Origin of the sequence: Aquirufa salirivi (assembly GCF_045310485.1) — a bacterium.
In the GTDB taxonomy this organism is placed as follows: Bacteria; Bacteroidota; Bacteroidia; order Cytophagales; family Spirosomataceae; genus Aquirufa; species Aquirufa salirivi.
On record NZ_JBEWZH010000002.1, the window covers coordinates 152,732 to 175,692 of the forward strand.

Consider the following 22,961-nt stretch of genomic DNA (forward strand, 5'->3'; position numbering starts at 1 on the left):
AGCGTAAACTTACGGTTTTTTGCCTATTATTTTTTGACTTAAATAATACGCTGTGGGATTATTTTCCATTTTGACCATTTCTTCAGGACTACCTTCAAAACAAATTTGTCCGCCGGCCTCTCCTCCGTCAGGTCCCAAATCGATGATATGATCAGCGCATTTAATCACTTCCATATTATGCTCAATGATGATGACACTGTCTCCCTGCTCCACCAAATCATGTAAGGCTTTTAATAGTTTTTTAATGTCATGGAAGTGTAAACCGGTAGTTGGTTCGTCGAAAATAAACAAGGTTTTTCCCTTGTTTGGATTGCCTTTTCCTAAAAAACTAGCCAATTTTACCCTTTGCGCTTCTCCGCCAGAGAGGGAATTGGAAGATTGCCCTAATTTGATGTAGCCCAATCCAACCTGAAATAAGGGATCAATCTTTTCTGCGATTTTTGGAGTTTTACTTTTGAAAAATTCTACACCTTCCTCCACGGTCATATCCAGAATTTCAGCAATATGCTTGTCTTGGAATTTTATATCCAAAATCTCTTGTTTAAATCGGCTTCCTTGGCATGATTCGCAGACTAATTTAATGTCGGCCATGAATTGCATTTCAATGGTGATTTCACCTTCCCCTTGGCAAGTTTCACAACGACCACCTTCTACATTGAAAGAAAAGTGAGAGGGTTTATATCCCCTCGTTTTAGCTAAAGGCAATTCAGCATATAGAGCACGAATGGCATCATAGGCTTTAATATAGGTGACAGGATTGGATCTGGAAGATTTACCAATGGGCTGTTGGTCAACCATTTCCACGCTGGCTATCTGGGAAATGCTACCTTTTAATTCTTTGAATTTACCCGTTTCTTCGGTACCTAATTGCAGTTGACGTAATAGGGCAGGATATAATATTTTACGAATTAAAGTTGACTTACCAGACCCACTTACGCCAGTAACTACCGTCAATATTCCCAAAGGGATCTTCACCGTGACATTTCTTAAATTATTTTCGCTGGCACCAATGATTTCAATATGAGCCAAACTCTTTCTTCGGAACGCAGGAATTTCAATACGATCTTTTCCTTGCAAAAATTGCATCGTATGGCTTGTCAGATCATGTCGGGTCAATGCTTCCTCTAAATTTCCTTGGAACATCAGCTCTCCGCCATGTCGTCCTGCCTCTGGACCAATATCAATGATCTGATCCGCAGCTCGCATGATATCTTCCTCATGTTCTACCACAATAACCGTATTTCCCATCTGCTTGAGCATCAGCAAGACCGAAATAAGTCTTTCTGTATCTCTTGGGTGCAAACCAATACTTGGTTCATCTAAAATGTACATGGAACCCACCAAAGCACTTCCTAATGAGGTCGCCAATTTAATGCGTTGGAATTCCCCTCCAGAAAGGGTAGAACTTAATCGGTTCAGAGTTAAATAACCCAAACCCACCCGATTCATGTAGTCCAATCGATTTTTAATTTCGATTAATATTCTGCGTGCAACTTGCTGGTCTGTCTCGTTGAATTGAACTTCATCAAAAAAGCTCTTGACTTTAGATATTGGCCAAAGTACCATATCGATGATGGAATGCCCATGAATTTTGACATAGGCTGCATCTTTTCTTAATCTAGAGCCCAAACATTCAGGGCAATTTGTTTTGCCACGGTATCGAGAAAGCAAAACACGGTATTGGATTTTATAAGTTTCTTTTTCTAGATGCTCAAAGAACTGAGTCAATCCTGCAAAGTATTTATTTCCTGTCCAGAGTAATTGTTTTTCCTTATCCGTAAGGTCTTTGTAGGGCCGATGAATCGGAAAATCAAAGCTTACGCCATTACGGATTAAAGGATAGAGCCATTCGCTCATACGTTCACTTCTCCATGGGGCAATAGCTCCTTCGTAAATGGATAGTTCCGTATCCGGGAAAACCAAATCCGGGTCTAATCCCAATACCTTGCCATAGCCTTCACAGTTTTTACATGCTCCAAAAGGATTGTTGAAAGAGAATAGATTTAAGCTTGGTTCTTCAAATGAGATACCATCTAACTCAAATTTATCGGAGAAAACTTTTCTTTTTTGACCTTCTAGTTCAACCCAACAAATTCCATCTCCTTCAAAATAGGCCGTTTGAACCGAGTCGCCCAAACGAAATTGGGTTTCCTCATCATCCGCTTTACTAATTAAGCGATCAACCAATATGGCTAAATCGGCCGAATTTTCATCTATTTTTTTCAACAAGGCCTCATCCTCCACCAGTTCCTCCAAATTCAAAATATCATCGCCTAATTTTAGCCGCGTGTATCCTTTTTGAATTAAAAGTTGACATTCATTCTTCAGACCTCGACCTTCATGACGAAGCAATGGGGCTAAGATGATGACTTTCTTTTGAGGGAATTGCATGATCCAATCCACGATGACTGAAACGGAATCTTTTTTTACTTCTATTCCTAAAATAGGGGAATAGGTTTTTCCAATTCGAGCAAAGAGTAATTTGAGGTAATCATATATTTCGGTGGTTGTACCTACGGTGGATCTGGGGTTTTTGGTATTAACTTTTTGCTCTATGGCGATGGCAGGGGAAACACCGCGAATGTAATCTACGGCGGGTTTTTCCATGCGGCCTAAAAACTGGCGGGCATAGCTATTGAGGCTTTCCACATACATGCGTTGCCCTTCCGCAAAAAGCGTGTCAAAAGCCAATGAGGATTTTCCAGAGCCAGATAATCCTGTAATAACTACTAATTGATTGCGAGGAATGGCGACATCCAAATTTTTTAAATTATGGACACGTGCACCTTTGATGATGATGTGTGTTCTTGGGTCTAAATTTTCTATTCCCTGCTTAGTTACCAAACTCGAATTCGGATGATTCATATAACAAAATTATCCTTTAATTTTGTTAATCGTATTTTCAATATCATAATCCACCGTTTTTTTCGTTTTTACTCAAAAAAATATTCATGAAACATATATTCTTACTTTGTTTTTTAATTAGTGTCGGTGTGGTTTTTGAATCACGAGCTCAAGATCCTGTAGTCATTAAGGAGGATGGAGCCAAAGGAGATTTGGATGTAGAGCCCGATGTAAGTGAACTAACGTTTCGTCAGAGGTTACATTTTGGTGGAGGATTATCAGGTTTGAGCTTTGGAAACCCGACCAGTATAGGCGTTTCTCCTATGGTTGGTTATCAATTGGCCAATAATACCATAGCTGGCGTAGGTTTAACTTATCAGTATTATTCGGTCAATTATGGGGGAAATATTGGAAAGTTAACCAGTAATCTCTTGGGTGAGCGAATATTTATTCGTCAATATATTCCTTCTTTGACGGCCTTGCTAGGTCAAAGTTATTTAGTGGGTCAAGTAGAAAACTATTCCAATTTGTCGGATAGTAATGCCAGCAATTATTATGGTTATTCTAACCCCGTATTAGTTGGAATCGGGATAGGGTCTAAGTTGGGAATTAACTTGTCTGTCATGTATGATTTAAATTATGGGTCATCCACAGGAAAGGTATCACCTTATGGCTCGGCTTTAGTGGTTCAAGTAGGAGGTTTTTTCTTTTAATTTTCAAAACATTTTTAAGATTTAAAGGTATACTATCTTGAAATAGGCTATGCTGAAATAATCTAAGAATTTTCATTTTTTTAATGATCATTCTCCGTTTTTTTCACGCATAAATGCTTAATTTCGAAATAATGTTTTACCCTAATCATCCAACCTTACAATGACTGAACCTCTCTTGGTGGAAGACCCCAACCGATTCGTACTTTTCCCTATTAAACACAACGATATTTGGAAGTTTTATAAACAAGCGGAAGCTTCTTTTTGGACTGCAGAGGAAATTGATTTACAGCAAGATTTAGCGGATTGGAAGAAAATGAATGACGGTGAACGTCATTTTATTTCCCATGTTTTGGCATTTTTCGCTGCTTCTGACGGAATCGTGAATGAGAATCTAGCTAACAATTTTTTGAAAGAGGTTCAATATGCGGAGGCTAAATGTTTTTATGGTTTTCAAATCATGATGGAAAACATTCACTCGGAAACGTATTCCTTGTTGATTGATACCTACATCCAAGAACCAAAAGAGAAAGATCGTTTGTTGAGAGCCATCGAAACCATCGATTGTGTTAAGAAAAAAGCGGAATGGGCATTGAAGTGGATTGACAGTGATAGCTTTGTGGAACGTTTGATTTCATTTGCTGCAGTAGAAGGTATCTTTTTCTCAGGCTCATTCTGTTCTATTTTCTGGTTAAAGAAACGCGGTTTAATGCCAGGTTTATCTTTTTCCAATGAGTTGATTTCTCGCGACGAAGGTTTGCACTGTGATTTTGCTTGTTTACTATACACGGATCACATTAAAAATAAAGTATCTCAAGAGCGTGTTTATGAAATTATCACGAATGCCGTTGAGATTGAAAAGGAATTTGTGACGCTAGCTTTACCTGTTTCTTTGATTGGTATGAATGCCGATTTGATGTGTCAGTACATCGAGTTCGTCGCTGACCGATTGTTGGTTTCCTTAGGATGTAAGAAATTTTACAATGCCACAAACCCATTTGATTTCATGGAAATGATTTCATTGCAGGGTAAAACTAATTTCTTTGAAAAACGCGTGGCTGAATATCAAAAATCTGGCGTAATGTCAGATAAGGATACGATGTCGTTCAGTTTAGATGAAGATTTTTAGTCGATAGAATATTTAATATCCAATGAAATGCCTCTCTTATGGGAGGCATTTTTTTTACCATCTTTCCAAAATCATTGGAATAACTAAGCCTATCACAATTCCTGAAATGACTAGGACCCAAGAAGACATGTTGATTTTGGTCAATCGAATGAGCAAACTGGAAAAGAGTAAAATGCTGATAACTACCACGATTTGTCCCATTTCTAAGCCAATATTAAAGGCAAATAAAGGTCCCATGATGGAATTTTCTTTACCCAATAAGCTTTGCAGGTAATTGGAAAATCCCAATCCATGAATTAATCCAAAAATTCCTACCAATACATATTTCAAAGCCGAGTTCTCTTGTTTCTTAAGTCCTGAATCTTTGAAACTAAAATTCCCTATGGCTGAAAGTAGAATGGTACATGGGATCAAAAATTCAATCCAATGCATGGATACTTGAATCCATCCTAAAGTAGCTAATGCAAGCGTCAAGGAATGTCCTAAGGTAAAAGCCGTAATGAGAAAGAAAAGATTTTTGCTATCTGAAAATCGATAAATACAGGTAAGAGATAAGATAAAAAGAAGATGATCTAAAGCTTGAATATTTAATATATGCTGAAGGCCAAGCGTTAAATAGGTATTAAAATAGGTCATTATTGCGTGGTTTTTGCGTAAAATTATTGAAATTCAGGAAAATAATACCAATCGACCTATTTAAATTATGTCTAGTTTTGACTACATCATTGTGGGTGCAGGAACAGCGGGTTGCGTCTTAGCCAACCGACTATCTGCCAACCCCCATATTTCTGTATTGCTTGTGGAGGCAGGAATAAATAACCGTGATCCTCGGGTGGACATGCCTTCTGCTTATTCTTTATTACAAAAGAGTCATTTGGACTGGAACTTTTATACCGAACCTCAAGCGATGCTTCAGGGTAGAAAAATTTACCAGCCAAGGGGGAAGACCGTGGGAGGTAGTAGTGCCATTAATTGTATGGCCTATATTCGAGGGAATGCGGCTGATTTTGATGATTGGGTGGCAGGTGGATGCGCAGGATGGTCCTACCAAGAATTGTTACCTTATTTTAAAAAATCAGAAAGAAACACCTTTTTTACGAATGACTACCATGGTCAGGATGGGCCAGTCACGGTAAGTAATGCGGTACATATTAGTCCTTTTGGTAAGGCTTTTGTGGAGGCCTGTCAAGAAGTTGGAATACCCGACAATGTTGATTTTAACGGGGAAAGGCAGGTTGGGGCTGGATATTTTCAATTCAATATTCAAGATGGTGTACGCAGTTCAGCTGCCAAAGGCTTCATTGAGCCAGTGTTGAAACGTAGTAATTTGAAAATAATAAGCCGATTCCATGTAGCATCGTTGCTTATGGAAGGGGAAAAGGTCCTAGGTGTACAAGGATATTATCGAGGAGCAAAGAATCTGACAGAATATAGGGCAAATAAAGAAGTTATTTTATCGGCAGGCTCTTTTCAAAGTCCTCAAATTATGCTTTTATCTGGAATCGGAGATAAGTCTTACTTGAAATCTTTTGGAATTGATTGTCGCCATGACTTGCCTAAAGTAGGCCAAAATCTGTCGGATCACGTATTTATCAACATGAATACCCGTGCCAATACGCAGGGGGAATCCTATAATATGGCATTGAATTTGAAGAATTTTGCTACTTATTTGATGAATCATCAAGGACCATTATCTTCCAGTCCCTTGGAAGCTTGTGCTTTTTTTGATTCCGTGAGTCAATCTGAGCGGCCTGATTTGCAATTTCATTTTTCCTCAGCATGGGCTTATGATTTGTATGATAAGGATAATCTGCCTTTATCAGATGGGTTTACGGTATTGCCCACTTTATTGAAGCCTAAAAGTAGGGGATATGTAGGTTTACGCTCTTCCAATCCTTGGGATGCTCCCTTGATTGATCCTCAATTTTTAACGGATGCAGGAGGAGAAGATTTGGCGACCTTGGTGAGAGGAGTCAAGCTAGCTAAAGAAATTATGTTATCCTCGGCTTTTAAACCATTGCGTTTGAACGATCAAGTCAATTACCCAGCTGGGTCTGATTGGTCGGAAGATTTTATATTACAACATATACAAGAAGCCTTGGAATGTGTGTACCATCCAGTAGGAACGTGTAAAATGGGAATAGATCCCGATGCGGTGGTTGATTCATCGAACATGCGCGTGCGTGGTTTGAAGGGACTTCGTGTGGCGGATGCCTCCGTGATGCCTGATTTAGTGGCGGGAAATACGAATGCGGCGGTAATGGCCATCGCTGAAAAAGCGGCTGATTTGATTTTAGATTTTGATTTTGAGTAAGAAATTGATGAATATTGTTTTTATGTTTAAAAAACGAATTATGAAAAACCTATTTTTAACAATGGCGTGTTTTTGCACGACCTTTTACCTTATGGCACAGAAAGCAGATGCGAACTCTTTGAGAGAGGCGGAATTGAATCGATTTAAAATCATGGTTGCACAAGATGGTGCTGGATTGGACAAAGTATTGCATAAAGACTTAGTGTATATTCACTCTTCGGGTACCCAAGATACCAAGGCTTCTTACATTGAATCCATAGTTTCTCAAAAATCCATCTATGCGATCATTGAACCAGAGGAATTCACACAACGGGTTTATGGTAATATCGGAATCAATTCCGGTATTGTAAATGTGACCAATAAAAAAGATGGAGCCTTATTGCCTGTCAATCGTTTAAAATTTACCGACGTTTTTATCTTTGAAAATGGACGTTGGCAAATGGTTTCTTGGCAATCTTTAAAGATTAATAAGTAAGTCGCAGTTCTTCTGCGAATGCTTCCAAAGCCTGATAAATGAGCATTAATTCCTCATTTTTGATGCAATAAGGAGCCAAAATATACAGTGTATTTCCAAGGGGTCTTAACAAGATCCCTTTTTTTATGAAATATTGGTAGGCGATATCACGTAATGGGTGCATGTATCCTGTAGCTTCTCCTACTTTTAAATCCAAAGCTAAGATGGTTCCTTGCTGACGAATGTTGTGTAAAATAGGGTGATTGCGCTGTGAATTAGCCCATTGTTGATGTGAGAGTATGATTTGTTCAATATGGGTCCAAGTTTCTTCCTTTTCCATTAAGTCCAAACTTGCATTGGCGGCCGCACATGCCAGAGGATTGGCTGTGAACGAATGGGAGTGAAACAGCGTTTTTTTACGGTCATTGGACAAAAAACTTTCGAATAGTTCATTGGAACAGCAAGTTACTCCCATGGCCATCATACCTCCAGTAAGACCTTTTGACAAACAAACGATATCCGGTTTTTCTTGTAAATAATCCATGGCAAACCATTTGCCCGTTCGACCAAATCCTGTCATGATTTCATCGGCAATGCATAATAATCCATGTTCGTGCGCCAATTGAATTAAAGCATCCAATGTACTTGCTTCATACATTAGCATACCTCCGGCACCTTGAACCAATGGTTCAAAAATGAAAGCAGCATATTCATCAGGGGCCGATTCTAAATGGGATTTCATGTCTTGAATACAAGCCTCTGGATTACTAGGTTGGGAGATGAACTCCACTTCAAAGAGCATGTCTTGGAAGGGGGCATTAAATGAGCTGGGAGCCCCTAGACTCATAGCACCAAAGGTATCTCCATGATAGGCATCCTGTAGAGCGATGATTTTTCTCTTTTTGGTTTTTCCCTGATTATGGAAAAATTGCAAGGCCATTTTGACACCCACTTCCACAGCAGTGCTACCATTATCAGAGAAAAAGACCTTTTGGAAATGCTTTGGTAAATGGGCTAGGAGTCTTTCTGACAAAGTGATGGCTGGTTCATGTGTGAAGCCAGCAAAAATAACTTGTTCAATCTTAAGTGCTTGTTCGTAGATCTTTTGAGCCATATAGGGATGCCCGTGTCCATGGATGTTGACCCACCAAGAACTGATGGCATCTAAGTACTTTTCTTCATTTTCTCCGTATAACCAACAACCTTCACCCCTGGTAATGGGGATGGAAAAAGGTTCAATCTGGTGTTGAGTAAAAGGATGCCAAATGACGGCAGCATCTCTTTGGACATACGAATTAAAGTTTGACTTGTTGGGCATAATGATCTATGATGCTATCATCTATTTTTTGCTCTTCATTGACACGCAAAAGTAAGGGCAATTGGGTGTAATTGAGAATAAATTTTTCTCCAGATGGATTTTCTGGACCGTTAAAAACAATACCTAAGATGGATATGCCTCTTTGTTGTAGCATTTCAAAACTCAGTAAGGTATGATTAATACTTCCTAGGTAATTTTTGCTCACTAAGATTACGGGAGCATTTAAGGATTGTATTAAGTCTATATTGGTTTGCTGATCATTGATGGGAACCATTAAGCCACCGGCTAATTCAATCACTAAAGGTTGCGAACTTGCTGGTTTTTGAAATTGATTCAATTCAATGGTTATTCCATCTAATTCAGCAGCAGTATGAGGAGATAAAGGTTGGCTTAGTCGATAGGTAGAAGGCCAAATAGTTAGATTAGGGTGTTTTACCCATTGCTGAATCCAATAGGCATCCCCTTGTTCCAAATCTCCAGATTGTATAGGTTTCCAATAGTCGGCCTTTAGAGCTTTAGTCAAGATAGCGGAAACAACTGTCTTGCCGATTTCTGTTCCAATTCCGGCCACGATGATGGTCTGACTCATATATTTGATTCTAATAATTGAATTAAATCAAGCATGTCTTGTTCTTGAGTCAAGGCACTTAAGGTAATTCGAATGCGTTCTTCTCCTTTGGGAACGGTTGGGTAAACAATAGGTTTTAAGCCAAAGCCTTTTTCTTGGGCTAGTTGGGCGATACGTCTAACTTCTTGATTGCCTGGAACGATGAACGTTTGAATAGCACTTTGGCTTTTACCCCAATGTGGGTGAGCAATATGTTCTTGAAAAAAAGTAATGTTATTTTTTAATTTTTCTCGAAGTTCATTCTGTTGCTGTATAAAATGCAAGGTTGTGATTAAAGCGGAAACATGAGCAGGTGTCGGAGCAGTGGAATAAATGAATGAGCGGGCAAAATTGATGAGGTATTGTCTCAATGCTTGAGAGCCCAATACCACGGCACCTGCATTACCCCAAGCCTTTCCAAAGGTAATAACTCGAGCAAAAACCTGATCAATCAGCCCTAATTCTTGGACTAATCCTGCTCCAAGATGGCCATAAACCCCACCTGAATGGGCTTCATCGATAATTAATTCGAAGTCGTATAGCTGTTTTAGTTCAATCAATTTTTGGAGAGGAGCTCGATCTCCATCCATGGAATAAATGGATTCTACCACGACCCATTTGGTTTGATGAGGATATTGGGCTAATTCCTTAGCTAATGTTTCCCAGTCGTTATGTTTAAATATGATTTTTTTTCCTTTTCCTAAACGAATTCCATCTATGATGCTCGCATGAAGTAGTTGATCACAAAAAACAATATGATCTTCTTGACTAATGGAAGAAAGTAAACCTAGGTTTGCTTCAAATCCAGAGCCAAAGAGTAAAGCAGATTCTGCTTGGTGCATGTGAGCACAGGCATGTTCAAAATTTTCGATTAAGGAATTGTTGCCTGAGATAAGTCGAGAACCTGTTGCCCCGTTGAGAGGTAATTGTCCTTTGTTTTGTTCTAACCAATTTTCAAAATCTTTGATAATCAGTTGATTTAGCACATTATTTTTGGCCAAACCTAAGTAGTCGTTGGAGCAAAAATCAATAAAATGATCTACGTGTTGCAGGCTACGTAATTGGCCGTTTTTCTGACGGATTTCTAACTGATCGACTAAATATTGTTGGATGTTGCTCATGATATTCAGGCAATAAAAGTACAAAAATAATGAGCCCTAGCGGGTAAATACTATAGATATACCCCAATTTTGTCCAAAATATTGATTAAACGTGTAAAAAACTTAGAAAAGGCTTGACAAATTCAACGATGTAACGTAGTATTGCACTGCGCTTCAATATCGTAAGCGCTCTATTCAATATTCCAGATTCCATTCCATCCATTGTTTGTTTCACAATTTTGTAGATAATCTGCTTTTGAGCGTATCACAAAATCCTTGTGAAAAGGAATAGGAACTGTCATTCATTTAAGATTCATCATTTCCCATTTTATGGAAGAGAAACCGATCAGGAGAGTAAAAAAAGTACAAGAAGATTTACCTGCTACTGAGCGCCCGAAAAGGCAAAGAATTAAAAAAACTGGAGAAGATCAAGATGCTTTAACACCTAGTTTCCAACTAGATGAAGCTGCACCGATTGTCAATGTCCAGCAAGAAGAATCAAGTTCAACACCTGTAGCCACTCTAGTTGAAGAGCCCATTGAATACGATGCCATTATCCCTGCAGAGGAGTTTTTGGTAGATACTTCTTTCGTAACTGGGGAAGAAAATGGGGCAGAGGCTCGTTCAGCACAAGGAAGTCCAGAGGATTTAAAGAAATTACCGAAAGAAGAGACACCAGTCACTCCACAGCCTCATTTCAAACGCTCTAATTACAATCAAGTCATCAAGGAATTGGATGGTTTGATTGAAAATGAAGGTGTTTTGGAAATCATGCAAGAGGGAGGATACGGGTTTATGCGTTCTTCCGATTATAATTATTTAGCCTCACCAGATGATATTTATGTATCACCTTCTCAAATCAAAATGTTTGGTTTGAAAACAGGAGATACGATCAAAGGAACGATTCGTCCTCCGAAAGAAGGAGAGAAGTACTTTGCTTTATTGAAGATTGAAACGGTGAATGGTAAAACTACGGATGAGATTCGTGATCGTATCAATTTTGAATATTTGACACCTTTATTTCCGGAAGAAAAGTTGAATTTGTCTACTTCAGCAGACAATTATTCCACACGTATTTTGGATTTGTTTGCTCCAATTGGTAAAGGACAGCGTGGAATGATTGTGGCGCAACCCAAAACAGGTAAAACTGTCTTATTGAAGGATATTGCTAATGCTATTTCCCGAAATCATCCTGAGGTTTATTTGATTATTTTGTTGATTGATGAACGACCTGAGGAGGTGACAGATATGCAACGTTCTGTTCGTGCGGAGGTTATTTCTTCGACCTTTGATGAACAGGCAGAGCGCCATGTGAAAGTAGCCAGTATAGTTTTGGAAAAGGCAAAACGTATGGTTGAATGTGGCCATGATGTAGTTATTTTATTGGATTCCATCACGCGTTTGGCTCGTGCTTACAATACGGTGGTTCCATCTTCTGGTAAGATATTATCTGGTGGAGTGGATGCCAATGCCTTGCATAAGCCCAAGCGTTTCTTTGGTGCGGCTCGTAATGTAGAGAACGGAGGGTCTTTGACCATCATTGCTACGGCATTAATTGAGACTGGATCAAAAATGGATGAAGTGATTTTTGAAGAATTCAAAGGAACGGGTAATATGGAATTACAGTTAGACCGTAAATTATCTAACCGTCGTATTTATCCATCTATCGATGTAACGGCCTCGGGTACTCGTCGTGAAGATTTATTAATGGATCCAGCAGTATTACAACGAGTTTGGATTTTGCGCAAGCACATGTCCGATATGAATTCGGTAGAAGCCATGGAATTTTTACAACAGCAAATGAAAGGTACAAGAACCAACGAGGAGTTCTTGGTATCTATGAATCGTTAAGATGTCGATACTGCCTAAAGAATTATTTTCTTTGGAAAAAACCAATCACCTACAGCCGGTATGGTTTGTCGGTCATGGTAGTCCCATGAATGCTTTGGCAGATAATTCTTTTACGCAACATTTAAATCAATTAGGTAAGACCGTTTTGGAGCACAACACTCCCAAAGCGGTCTTAATTGTTTCTGCCCATTGGTTAACCCGAGGAACATTCGTTCAAGCGAGTGCGAAGCCCAAGATTATCTATGATTTTGGAGGATTTCCGCCGGCATTGCATCATTTCCACTATCCAGCTGTAGGGGATGCTGAGGAGGCCAACTTGTTGGCTTCGCAAAGTGTAAAGATTCATGCCACCACTGAGTGGGGATTGGATCATGGGGCATGGACCGTTTTATGCCATTTGTTTCCAAAAGCTGAGCTACCTTGTTTTGAGGTATCTATAGATTATGGAAAACCTTTGGAATATCATGTAAGCTTGGCGCAAGAACTACAGTTTTTGCGCGAAAGAGGGGTCTTGATTTTAGGAAGTGGCAATATTGTTCATAACCTAAGGGCTAGTATGGCCAATTTGGGAAATGGACGCGAGGCCTTTGGCTATGATTGGGCACAGGAATTTGATGCTTGGTCAAGTCAAAAAATTCAAGATAAGGATTTGAGTGCTTTGATTAATTACGAAGGCGCTCCGGGTGGTATGGAATCTGTTCCTACCCCAGACCACTATATTCCTATGTTGTATTCTTTGGCCTTAGCTAGGAAAGGAGAGGAGGTTCATTATACTTATGATGAATTGGTTTATGGCGGTATTTCAATGCGTTGCTTTGAGATAAAATAGGTTTTATGATTTCCAGTTTGCGAAAGTCTGCTCTATGATTTGGCAGGCTTTTTTTATGTCGTTTTCAGAAATACAAAGAGGAGGCGCCAGGCGGATTTTATTACCATGAGTGGGTTTGGCTAGTAAACCAGCTTGCATCATGGATAAACAGATTTCCCAAGCTATTGGACTTTCTTCACCCGTATTAATTTCAATGGCGCAAAGGAGACCTTTACCTCTTACCTCTCTAATGAGGGGGCATTTGTTGGCCAAATCTTGTAAAAAGCTCATCAATTGATTACCTCTTATTTGAGTGTTTTCTATCAGCTTTTCATCTTCTACAATATCAATGGCCTCGGAAGCAATAGCGCAGGCAAGGGGATTCCCTCCATAGGTGGAGCCATGTTCCCCAGGTTGTAGGGTTAGCATGATTTCATCTCGACAAAGCACAGCTGACACAGGCATGAAGCCACCAGAAAGTGCTTTTCCAAGTAGTAAAATGTCGGGTTTAACATTTTCGTGATCGCAAGCTAGCCAAGCCCCAGTCCTGCCTAATCCAGTTTGAATTTCATCTGCAATAAAGAGGACCTGAGCTGCTCGGCAGAGTTCCTTGGCCATTTTTAAATAGCCAGAATCAGGTAAAATAACACCCGCCTCACCTTGAATGGGTTCCACCATAAAACCGGCTACATGTGGATTTTCCAAAGCGGATTTCAATGCTTGAAGATCATTGTAAGGGATTTTGATGAATCCAGGTAAAAATGGTCCGAAGTTGGTATAGCTTTGTGGATCATTGGATGCTGAGATTGCTGCTAGGGTTCTACCCCAAAAATTTCCTTCTGCCACAATGATTTGAGCTTGATTACTTGGAATCCCTTTCACTTCATAGCCCCATTTTCGGGTCAATTTGATGGCAGATTCCCCGGCTTCTACGCCGGTATTCATGAATAGTACTTTGTCATAGCCAAATTTATCAGCTAGCTTTTTTTCGGCTAATCCTAATTGGTTATTATGAAATGCCCTAGAACTTAATGTTAATTTTTGCGCTTGTTTCACCATGGCACCTAGTAATCGAGGATGGCAATGTCCTTGATTCACAGCACTGTAAGCAGATAGGAAATCGAGGTATTCTTTACCATTCACATCCCAAACAATTGCTCCTAGGCCTTTTTCTAAAATAACTGGAAGCGGATGGTAATTGTGAGCGCCGTATTTTTCTTCTAGGTCAATGAATTGTTGGCTGTTCATGAGTAAATGTGCTTATCGTTGATTGGGGATGGATTTGATTGTCATTGATTGTCGTCCTTACTTAGCTTGAATTTGCTTGACTTGAATTTGGATGGTACTTGCTTAGATTTGCTTAGATTTGACAACTTTCAAAAAGTTGTCAAATCTAAATTTAAAAACAAAGGTTCCATTTTATTAGCTAAAATGGAACCTAAATCTTGATAATCTTAATCAATTAAATGGATTTATAGCAATTCATAAATACCTGCGACACCCTGTCCACCACCTACGCAGGCAGTGACCATCCCGTATTTTTGATTTCTACGACGCATTTCATTGAATAATTGAATGGATAATTTGGCTCCAGAACATCCTAGTGGATGACCCAGTGCAATGGCTCCACCATTGACATTCACTCGACTTGGATCTATTCCTAAGGTTTTGATAACAGCTAAAGATTGCGCTGCAAATGCTTCGTTCAACTCAATTTGCTCAATATTATCCAAGAGTAAGCCCGCTTTTTTCAAGGCGATTGGAATTGCTTCTACCGGACCAATTCCCATTAAGCTAGGTTCTACTCCAGCTGTGGCATAACTCACCATTCTTGCGATAGGCTGTACATTCAATTCTTTTAAAAATTTTTCAGAAACCACCATGACAAATGCTGCTCCATCGGATGTTTGAGAGGCATTTCCTGCTGTTACTGTTCCGCCCATTGCAAAAACGGGTTTCAATTTAGCTAAGGCCTCAAGTGTAGTATCAGCTCTCGGTCCTTCATCTTGACTCACGATAGAAGTACGCGTTTTCTTTTTACCCTCCTTGGCATCAAAATAATTCTCAGTCACACTGATGGGAACAATTTCCGAAGCGAATTTGCCATCTTTAATAGCCGCAAGAGCTTTAAGATGAGATTGAAAAGCGAAGTTATCTTGTTCCTCCCTAGTTACTTCATATTTTTTACTTACGGCTTCAGCTGTTAACCCCATGCCGATATAATAGTCGGGATGCTCCGAAGCCAAGTCATAATTCAAGACTGTTTTGTGGCCTAGCATAGGTAACATGGTCATGGATTCTGTTCCACCTGCAATCACACAATCCGCCATGCCCGAACTCACTTTGGCCGAAGCCAAAGCGATGGCTTCCAAACCTGAACCACAATAGCGATTGATAATAAAACCTGGAACATTTTTAGGCAAGGACAAAAGAGAAATGTATCTAGCCATTTGCATCCCTTGCTCAGCTTCTGGTATAGCATTTCCAACAATGAGATCATCAACCCGACTAGGGTCTAAGTTGGGAACTTGAGCCACCAAATGTTTGATAACTTCGGCTGCTAAGGTATCAGGGCGAACGGTACGAAAACCTCCTCTATTGGCTTTGGCTACAGCTGTTCTGTAACCAGCAATGATATATGCGTTCATAATCAATTGATTTTGAATGGATTAATTTCTTGGTGGTTTTCCACCGTTTAATAGACTACTGATTCTTTCTAACGTTTTTTTCTCTCCAGAAAGTGACAAGAAAGCCTCTCTCTCTAGATCCAACAGATATTGCTCTGTTACCATTTGTGGGCTATCTAAATCACCACCACAAATAGCGTAAGCTAGTTTGTTGGCAATTAATGAATCATGCTCAGAAATATAATTACCCATCTTCATACTAAAGATTCCTGCTTTAAATAGAGCTAATCCTTGTTTTCCTTCCACCCAAACATCTGAACGCTGTTGTTTTTGTACATAACCGGCATCTGCTAATGCTAAGGCTTCTCTTTTAGCTTCTGCAATGAGTTGGCTACGGTTCAAAACGATACGATCAAAAGGACGAATGTAATTCATCTCTTTGGCCTCATATGCCGATGTGCTTACTTTTGCTGTTGCGATGTTCATAAAGGCCTGTTGAAGTCGATTAAGTTCAACATCACCAGCCTGACGAGCATCACCCATGCGCATGGCCATTTCTTTTGTTCCACCACCGGCAGGTATCAAACCAACCCCAACTTCCACTAAACCCATATAAGTTTCAGCGTGCGCTACTAGTTTATCGGCATGCAAGCTTATTTCGCAACCACCACCTAAAGCTAAAGTATGAGGTGCCACCACCACCGGAATGGAAGAATATCGGACGCGCATCATGGTATTTTGAAATACCGCAATCATATTGTTGACTTCATCAAATTCTTGATTGGCCGCAAACATGAATAGCATTCCCAAATTAGCTCCTGCAGAAAAAGCTTCAACGCCTTCATTTCCAATCACTAAACCTCGGTAATTTTTTTCAGCTAGGTCAATGGCCTTTTGGATTCCTTCCAAAACGCCTTGACCCATGGTGTTCATTTTGGAGTGGAATTCTAAGCATATGATATCATCACCTAAATCAACGATGGTCGCATCATCGTTTTGGTAAACTATTTTGTCTGGCTTTAAGCTGCCAAGGAAAATTTGATTTTCAATTCCCTCAATCGCTCGGTAATTTTTTGAAGTTAAATCATAGTAAAGACGTTTTCCACCTTCATTTTTATAAAAAGTGGTGAATCCTTTTTGGACCATTTCTACTACCCATGCAGCTGCTTCCATGCCATTTTCCTGCATCAAATCAAGCCCTTTTTGTACGCCTAAGGCATCCCAAGTTTCAAAAATGCCCATTTCCCAACCAAATCCAGCACAGATGGCTTGGTCAATTTTTACTAAATCATCAGCAATTTCTGGTATGCGATGAGAAGCATATCGGAAACCATCTAATATGGTTCTACGATAAAATTCACCTGCTAAATCTTTTCCAGAAAGTAATATTTCAAATCGCTTCGGTAAAGCGTCTATTGCTTTGGAGCGGTCTAAGGTTTCGAAGGAAACTTTTTGTGCAGGTCTATATTCAAATGTTTGTAAATCAAGACTTAGAATCTCGGTCTTACCCTGAGCATTTTTAGTCTTTTTGTAAAATCCTTGTCCAGTTTTATCCCCTAACCACTTATTCTCCATGAGTTTTTGGAGCATTTTAGGTAAGATGAAAATGTCTTTACTTTCATCATTCGCTACGGCTTTATATAAATTGTTAGCTACATGAACCGTCGTGTCCAATCCCACTACATCTGACAAACGGAAGGTTCCAGATTTTGGCCGACCTACTACTTTAGAAGTAAGTTTGTCCACTTGCTCCACCGTTAGACCTAATTCTTCCACGACTTTCATCGTTTGCATCATGGAATAAACGCCAATGCGGTTGGCTATAAAAGCAGGAGTATCTTTGCAAAGTACAGTGGCCTTGCCAAGATTAGTTTGACCAAATTCCAATAAAAATTGAATGACATCTGGGGATGTTGCTGGTGTAGGAATAATCTCTAAAAGACGTAAATATCGCGGAGGATTAAAAAAATGCGTGCCGCAGAAATGTTTTTGGAAGTCTTCACTTCTTCCTTCAGCCATCAAATGGATGGGAATTCCTGACGTATTAGAGCTAATCAAAGTCCCTTTGGTACGGATAGCATCCACTTTTTCGAACAGGGATTTTTTAATGTCCAAATTCTCTACTATGACCTCCATGATCCAATCTGCCGAAGCTATATCAGATAAGTTATCATCAAAGTTTCCTAATTTGATGCGTTTAGCGAAATCTCCAACGTACAAGGAAGCTGGCTTTGATTTTAACGTTTGTTGAAATGCAAGATTTACAATGCGATTTTTAACAAGAGGATGCGTCAAACTCAGGCCTTTGGCTGTTTCTTCAGCGGTTAGTTCTTTAGGCACAATGTCCAGAAGCAACACATCTACACCTATATTGGCAAAGTGACATGCAATTCGGGAACCCATGATGCCAGAACCTAAAATAGCAACTTTTTTGATCGAACGATTCATTTGAATTATGTTTTTAATTAAAAAACGTAAGCGCGTAAAGTTAATTAAATTTTGAAATGTTATGCAAGCATACTAAATTTTTTTGATAAAAAAATCCACCCTTCCGCTAAACCTCGACAGCGTTTCAAACGCTGTCGAGGTTAACGAAAAAAATAAAAATTATTGCTCCATATAACTGGTAATAGGTTCGCAAGCACAGATTAAGTTGCGATCACCATAGGCCGAATCAATGCGAGAAACGCTTGGCCAGAATTTATTTGCTTTCACATAAGCTAATGGGAAAACAGCCTTTTCTCTAGTGTAAGGTCGATTCCATTCGCCAATCAATACCACACTTTGCGTATGTGGGGCATTTTTCAACACATTATTGTTCTTATCTGCTAGTCCATCTTCAATTTCTTGGATTTCTGCACGTATACTTAGCAAGGCATCGCAGAAACGATCTAACTCTTCTTTGTTTTCAGATTCGGTTGGTTCAATCATCAAGGTTCCTGCCACGGGGAAAGAAAGGGTAGGAGCATGGAAACCATAATCCATTAAACGCTTCGCAATATCTTCGGCTTCTATACCAACGCTAGCTTTGAAAGGTCGACAATCCACAATCATTTCGTGGGCGCAACGACCATGAGAACCAGTATAAAGAATGGGGAATTTAGTTTCTAAGCGCGCTTTAATGTAATTCGCATTCAGGATCGCGGTTTCTGTAGCCCGGGTTAATCCTTCTCCGCCCATCATAGCAATGTAGGCATAGGATATGGCTAAAATACTAGCTGATCCTACTGGACCCGCTGATACGGCTCCATGGCTACTAGCCTCTACGGAGTCTGTCATCACATGGCCTGGCAAAAATGGTACTAATTGCTTAGCCACACCAATGGGTCCCATACCAGGGCCACCACCTCCGTGAGGGATGCAGAATGTTTTATGCAAGTTCAAGTGACAAACATCCGCCCCAATAGTCGCAGGAGAAGTTAATCCCACTTGAGCATTCATGTTGGCACCATCCATATAAACTTGTCCCCCATTTTCATGGATGATTTGACAAATTTCTTTGATGGACTCTTCAAAAACACCGTGCGTACTTGGGTAAGTTACCATTAAGCAAGCCAAATCGTCTTTATGTTCGATGGCTTTGGCGCGTAATTGTTCTACATCAATATTACCATGGGCATCACAACCCGTAACAATTACTTTCATACCCGCCATGACAGCTGAGGCTGGATTGGTTCCGTGAGCTGAGGAAGGAATTAAGGCCACATTGCGATGAGAATCTCCACGAGAAGCGTGGTAAGCACGAATCACCATTAAACCTGCATATTCTCCTTGTGCTCCTGAATTTGGTTGCATGGACATCGCAGTAAATCCTGTGATTTCACATAACCAATCATTTAATTCCATAATTAATCGTTGATATCCACGTGTCTGACTAGCTGGAGCAAATGGATGCATTTTTCCAAGTTCAGGCCAAGTAACCGGAATCATTTCCGTAGTAGCATTTAATTTCATGGTACAAGAACCCAATGAAATCATGGAATGCACCATGGATAAATCTTTGGATTCCAATGACTTTAAATAACGCAACATCCCATGCTCTGAATGATAGCGGTTAAATACGTCATGACTTAAAAAGGCAGATTGACGTGTTAATTTGGCAGGAATTCTCCAAGTGATGCTCATTTCTTCTCCTCCGATTCCTTCCATTTTGACACGTTGGAAGAAACCTAGTATTTCAACTACATCATCTTCTTGTGTCGTTTCATCCAATGAGATACTTAACTTACTGTTATCATTTCTGAAATAGCGGAAATTGCGCTCGGAAGCTTCTGCTAGCTCTCTTATTTCTTCGGTATATTCTCCCGTAATTACGGTGATGGTATCAAAGTGATGAGTGTTTTCTAAGCTAAAGCCTAATTTTTGGACACCAGCAGCTAATAATTCGGTTAGCCCGTAAATTTTGGTGGCTTTATTTTTTAATTCCTCTGGTCCATGGTAAATAGCATATGCTGCGGCCATGATGGATAATAATACTTGAGCCGTACAAATATTGGAAGTTGCTTTTTCTCTACGAATATGTTGTTCGCGTGTTTGAAGCGCCATACGCAAGGCCCTATTTCCTTCGGCGTCTATGGACACACCAATGATACGGCCTGGAATATTTCTTTTGTACTTTTCTTTGGTAGCAAAGAAAGCAGCATGTGGTCCACCAAATCCCATCGGTACACCAAAACGCTGTGAACTACCTACCACCACATCTGCTCCCATTTCACCCGGAGGAGTTAGAATAGTTAATGCTAATAAATCTGCAGCTACCACTACTTGAAGTCCATTTTCTTTGGCAGATTCAATCAGGTGAGTATAGTCAAAAACCTCACCATTGCTGGCAGGGTATTGTAAAACAATGGCATAATATTGGGCATCTGTAACATCCAAGTTCAGGTGATTGCCTACCACTACTTCGATTCCAAGAGGTTCTGCTCTCGTTTTGAGCACGTCGATGGTTTGAGGTAAACACAGTTCAGAAACAAAAATCGATTCCGCCTGATTTCTTTCTGCGGGTCTTTGACCATGTAACATGGTCATCGCTTCAGCAGCAGCAGTTCCTTCATCTAAAAGGGAGGCATTGGCCAGTTCCATTCCTGTCAAATCAATGATCATGGTTTGGTAATTCAACAACATTTCCAATCTTCCTTGGGCAATTTCCGCTTGGTAAGGAGTATAAGCTGTATACCAAGAAGGGTTTTCCAAGATATTTCTTAAAATAACGGAAGGCACTATCGTATCGTAATATCCCAAACCAATATGGCTTTTGAATATGTTATTATGTCCCATAATTTGTTTGAAATCGCGTAAAAATTCAAACTCTGTTTTGGGATTTGGCAGTCGCAAACCTTGCGCTAAGCGAATAGGTTTAGGAACAGTTTGTTCAATTAAAGTAGTCAGACTATCAACGCCAATGGTTTTTAACATGGCCGCGATATCAGTTGGATTAGAATTGTTGTGACGCAATGAAAAATCTTCCCTGTATTTGAAATTGGGGATCATAGGATGAAGGCGAAATTTGGGTGAAAAAACGTTGTAAAATTAATCTTTTTATGGGATTTATTTTTCAATTATTATCTTGCGAACTTAATTTTTTCCTCAACAAAATGAAAAAGACTTACTATTCGGTTTTAGCACTTTTTTTAGTTGCAAAACTAATTCCATTGAGCCTTTTAGCTCAATCAAATCCAGTACCTTATGCTTATACGATCAAGGCAGAAGATTTGAAAAAACATTTGACTTTTATTGCTTCCGATAGCTTGAAAGGTAGAAATACAGGTTCGGCAGAACAAAAAGTTGCAGCGAACTACATTGCTAACCATTTTAAGGCAGTAGGACTGGCTCCAGTTCAAGGAAGTTATTTCCAAAAAGTTGATTTAGTCAATCGCGCATGGACCAATGTGGCGGCTCAAATCAAAGGTAAATCCTATGGATATTTAGCGGATTTTATGGCTTATGCATTAGCTCCGGTAGCTGCAGGAACAAAAGCTCCCACTGTTTTTGCGGGTTATGGTGTGCAGCAAGGCGCCTTTACGGATTTTGATAAATTGAAAGCCAAAGGAGCTATGGTGCTTGTTATCGATGGTGAAGCCAAAGATCAGGCAGGAAATTATGTACTTTCTGGTTCCAAAGATCCTTCTGCTTTTGGTAAGGCAACGGGTTGGAGAGAAAAAATGAAATTAGCCCAAGCCGCCGGTGCTACAGGTTTGATTGTCATTACCGACAAAGATGAGAACGTGTTTAGTTCTCAAGTAAATCAGCGACAAGCTACGATGAAGCGTTTTGGTAATGAGCGTATGGTGTTTAAAGAAGATACTCAAAATAAAGAGGCTGAATTTCCAGTATTATTGATTTCATCAGCTATGGCAGCACAATTGTTGGGTACGGACGTAGCGGCAATAGAAGCATTCAAAACGAAGGTTTCCACGGAGAAAAAATCAGTTGCTAGCAAATTTAAATCAGGAACGATTGAGTTAAAAATTGAAAATGCAGAAAGCCCAGTAGATACTTATAATGTTGTTGGGTTTTTGGAAGGTACTGATAAAAAATCAGAAGTTGTGGTCATTACAGCACACTATGACCACATTGGAGTATCTGCAGATGGCCAAATTAATAATGGAGCAAATGACGATGGTTCAGGTACAGTAACTGTGATGGAGCTGGCTGAAGCATTTGGAAAAGCTGCTGCAGAAGGTCATCGCCCACGTAGAAGTATTTTGTTTATGACAGTAACTGGTGAAGAAAAAGGTTTGCTAGGTTCTGAGTATTATTCCAATCATCCTTTGTTTCCGTTGGCAAATACCGTTTGTGATTTGAACATTGATATGGTAGGCCGCTATGATGATGAACACATTGGTAAACCAGATTATATCTATGAAATTGGTTCTGATAAATTGTCTTCTCAATTGCGTGCTGTATTGGAAGAGCAAAATAAAAAACACATTGGTTTAGAATTGGATTTCAAATTCAATGATCCAAATGATCCAAACCGTTTTTACTACCGTTCAGATCATTACAACTTTGCCAAACACAATATCCCAGTTGCATTCTTTTTCAATGGTGTTCATGAGGATTATCACCAACCAGGTGATGACATAGAGAAAATTGAATTTGACCAAGTTCAAAAAGTGGGGCGTCTCGTATTTTACATGGCTTGGGAAATATCGAACAGAGAGCAACGCTTACCCGTGGATTCTAACAAACCATAAAAG

At 39.7% G+C, this 22,961-nt stretch carries 16 protein-coding genes; 7 read left to right on the forward strand and 9 right to left on the reverse strand.

Features of this window, described 5'->3' with window-relative positions; all coding sequences use genetic code 11:
* Positions 1 to 9: 9 nt before the first annotated feature.
* The gene (gene uvrA, locus U0R11_RS03050) at positions 10 to 2,865 is read right to left on the reverse strand and encodes an excinuclease ABC subunit UvrA (protein WP_406749742.1); all 2,856 of its coding nucleotides are present in this window, start codon (positions 2,863 to 2,865) and stop codon (positions 10 to 12) included.
* A gap of 86 nt (positions 2,866 to 2,951) precedes the next feature.
* Here uvrA and U0R11_RS03055 point away from each other — a divergent pair, with 86 nt between their 5' ends.
* Together U0R11_RS03055 and U0R11_RS03060 are read left to right on the forward strand one after the other, a co-directional pair.
* Positions 2,952 to 3,557: a hypothetical protein gene (locus tag U0R11_RS03055; RefSeq protein ID WP_406749743.1), complete on the forward strand. Its 606-nt coding sequence runs from the start codon at positions 2,952 to 2,954 to the stop codon at positions 3,555 to 3,557.
* Between the two features lie 160 nt (positions 3,558 to 3,717).
* Positions 3,718 to 4,683: a ribonucleoside-diphosphate reductase small subunit gene (locus U0R11_RS03060; protein ID WP_406749744.1), complete on the forward strand. Its 966-nt coding sequence runs from the start codon at positions 3,718 to 3,720 to the stop codon at positions 4,681 to 4,683.
* Positions 4,684 to 4,737: 54 nt separating this feature from the next.
* On the opposite strand, the gene U0R11_RS03065 is transcribed toward U0R11_RS03060, so the two are convergent.
* The gene (locus tag U0R11_RS03065) at positions 4,738 to 5,319 is read right to left on the reverse strand and encodes a HupE/UreJ family protein (protein ID WP_406749745.1); all 582 of its coding nucleotides are present in this window, start codon (positions 5,317 to 5,319) and stop codon (positions 4,738 to 4,740) included.
* A gap of 67 nt (positions 5,320 to 5,386) precedes the next feature.
* Here U0R11_RS03065 and U0R11_RS03070 point away from each other — a divergent pair, with 67 nt between their 5' ends.
* Positions 5,387 to 6,997 (forward strand): GMC family oxidoreductase, encoded by a 1,611-nt coding sequence (locus tag U0R11_RS03070; RefSeq protein WP_406749746.1) that lies wholly within the window; start codon positions 5,387 to 5,389, stop codon positions 6,995 to 6,997.
* 91 nt (positions 6,998 to 7,088) lie between these two features.
* Complete coding sequence (locus tag U0R11_RS03075; protein WP_166374456.1) at positions 7,089 to 7,472, forward strand: nuclear transport factor 2 family protein; 384 nt, start codon at positions 7,089 to 7,091, stop codon at positions 7,470 to 7,472.
* Here the strand turns inward: U0R11_RS03075 and bioA are convergent.
* From bioA to U0R11_RS03090, 3 genes are read right to left on the reverse strand one after another with little or no spacing between them, the layout of a single operon-like run.
* Positions 7,462 to 8,769 carry an adenosylmethionine--8-amino-7-oxononanoate transaminase gene (gene bioA, locus U0R11_RS03080; RefSeq protein ID WP_406749747.1) on the reverse strand — a complete coding sequence of 436 codons (1,308 nt, stop codon included), beginning with the start codon at positions 8,767 to 8,769 and terminating at the stop codon, positions 7,462 to 7,464. The genes U0R11_RS03075 and bioA overlap by 11 nt on opposite strands.
* Positions 8,747 to 9,358, reverse strand: coding sequence for a dethiobiotin synthase (bioD, locus tag U0R11_RS03085; RefSeq protein ID WP_406749748.1), 612 nt, complete (start codon positions 9,356 to 9,358; stop codon positions 8,747 to 8,749). The genes bioA and bioD overlap by 23 nt, the downstream gene beginning before the upstream one ends.
* Positions 9,355 to 10,497: an aminotransferase class I/II-fold pyridoxal phosphate-dependent enzyme gene (locus tag U0R11_RS03090; RefSeq protein ID WP_406749749.1), complete on the reverse strand. Its 1,143-nt coding sequence runs from the start codon at positions 10,495 to 10,497 to the stop codon at positions 9,355 to 9,357. Before U0R11_RS03090 ends, bioD begins: the two co-directional genes overlap by 4 nt.
* Before the next feature lie 309 nt (positions 10,498 to 10,806).
* Here U0R11_RS03090 and rho point away from each other — a divergent pair, with 309 nt between their 5' ends.
* Positions 10,807 to 12,327 carry a transcription termination factor Rho gene (gene rho, locus U0R11_RS03095; protein WP_406749750.1) on the forward strand — a complete coding sequence of 507 codons (1,521 nt, stop codon included), beginning with the start codon at positions 10,807 to 10,809 and terminating at the stop codon, positions 12,325 to 12,327.
* 1 nt (position 12,328) lies between these two features.
* Positions 12,329 to 13,156 (forward strand): 4,5-DOPA-extradiol-dioxygenase, encoded by an 828-nt coding sequence (gene ygiD / locus U0R11_RS03100; protein ID WP_406749751.1) that lies wholly within the window; start codon positions 12,329 to 12,331, stop codon positions 13,154 to 13,156.
* 3 nt (positions 13,157 to 13,159) lie between these two features.
* On the opposite strand, the gene rocD is transcribed toward ygiD, so the two are convergent.
* From rocD to gcvP, 4 genes are all read right to left on the reverse strand, one after another.
* A complete protein-coding gene (rocD, locus tag U0R11_RS03105) occupies positions 13,160 to 14,383 on the reverse strand; it encodes an ornithine--oxo-acid transaminase (protein WP_406749752.1) in 1,224 nt (407 codons plus the stop codon).
* A gap of 224 nt (positions 14,384 to 14,607) precedes the next feature.
* Entirely contained in the window at positions 14,608 to 15,783 is a 1,176-nt protein-coding gene (locus U0R11_RS03110) for an acetyl-CoA C-acyltransferase (RefSeq protein ID WP_406749753.1), read from the reverse strand.
* Between the two features lie 21 nt (positions 15,784 to 15,804).
* On the reverse strand, positions 15,805 to 18,210 hold the full coding sequence (locus U0R11_RS03115; RefSeq protein ID WP_406749754.1) for a 3-hydroxyacyl-CoA dehydrogenase/enoyl-CoA hydratase family protein: 2,406 nt from the start codon (positions 18,208 to 18,210) through the stop codon (positions 15,805 to 15,807).
* A 159-nt stretch (positions 18,211 to 18,369) separates the two neighbouring features.
* A complete protein-coding gene (gene gcvP / locus U0R11_RS03120) occupies positions 18,370 to 21,252 on the reverse strand; it encodes an aminomethyl-transferring glycine dehydrogenase (RefSeq protein ID WP_406749755.1) in 2,883 nt (960 codons plus the stop codon).
* Positions 21,253 to 21,356: 104 nt separating this feature from the next.
* On the opposite strand from gcvP, the gene U0R11_RS03125 reads away from it, so the two are divergent.
* A complete protein-coding gene (locus U0R11_RS03125) occupies positions 21,357 to 22,958 on the forward strand; it encodes a M28 family peptidase (protein WP_406749756.1) in 1,602 nt (533 codons plus the stop codon).
* Positions 22,959 to 22,961: the final 3 nt, after the last annotated feature.